Genomic DNA, 754 nt, shown 5'->3' on the forward strand with positions numbered 1-754 from the left:
GGCATGGCAGCAAATTTTGGTGTTTATGGCGATTGCTTCAATGATACTTGGTGCATTTGCTGCAATTGGCCAGAGCAACATTAAACGTTTAATGGCTTATTCGTCGATCAGTCATATGGGATATGCACTTGTTGGGTTAGCTTCTGGAGATATGCTGGGGATAAAAAGCGTTATTCTTTATATGACTATTTATCTTAGTATGACGATTGGTTCCTTTGCTTTTATTCTTGGAATGCGCTCTAGTGATGGAAATGTTGAAGATATTTATGATCTTTCAGGATTGGTAAAGACAAATCCATTTATGGCTATTACGATGACAATACAACTTTTCTCTTTAGCAAGTATACCACCTATGGCCGGTTTTTTTGGAAAGTGGTATACATTTTCTGCTGCTGTTCATGCTGGTCTTACTCCACTTGCTATCGTTGGTATGATAGCGTCTGTTGTTGGGGCTTTTTACTATTTACGTCTCATTAAAATTATGTGGTTTGATGATGCAAAAGCGCATTTTATTGTTTTATCGAATGAGCTTCGGTTTTGTCTCAGTTTTTCTGCATTCTTTATTTTATCTTATACGCTTTTTGGGATTTGGTTTGCTGACTTGGCAGAACGAGCAGCTACTGCATTGTTTTAATGAAAATGGATTATATCTTATCAGATTTTGCACAAAAACAAGGATACGCTGTTGAATCGTATGAAATTGTTGATTCAACAAATTACATTGCACAGCAAAAAGCTCACGCTGGTCATCATG

General features: G+C 36.9%; 1 protein-coding gene and 1 pseudogene. Both read left to right on the plus strand.

Annotated elements, in window-relative coordinates; translation table 11 throughout:
* Positions 1-634: NADH-quinone oxidoreductase subunit N (locus tag ACFIO5_RS11560; RefSeq protein ID WP_375705487.1), on the plus strand; the 634-nt coding region annotated here is incomplete at its 5' end.
* Positions 634-754, plus strand: a pseudogene (locus ACFIO5_RS11565) (biotin--[acetyl-CoA-carboxylase] ligase); the annotation flags it as partial. The gene ACFIO5_RS11560 and the pseudogene ACFIO5_RS11565, both read left to right, overlap by 1 nt.

The organism is Bartonella sp. AA86SXKL (genome assembly GCF_042196885.1).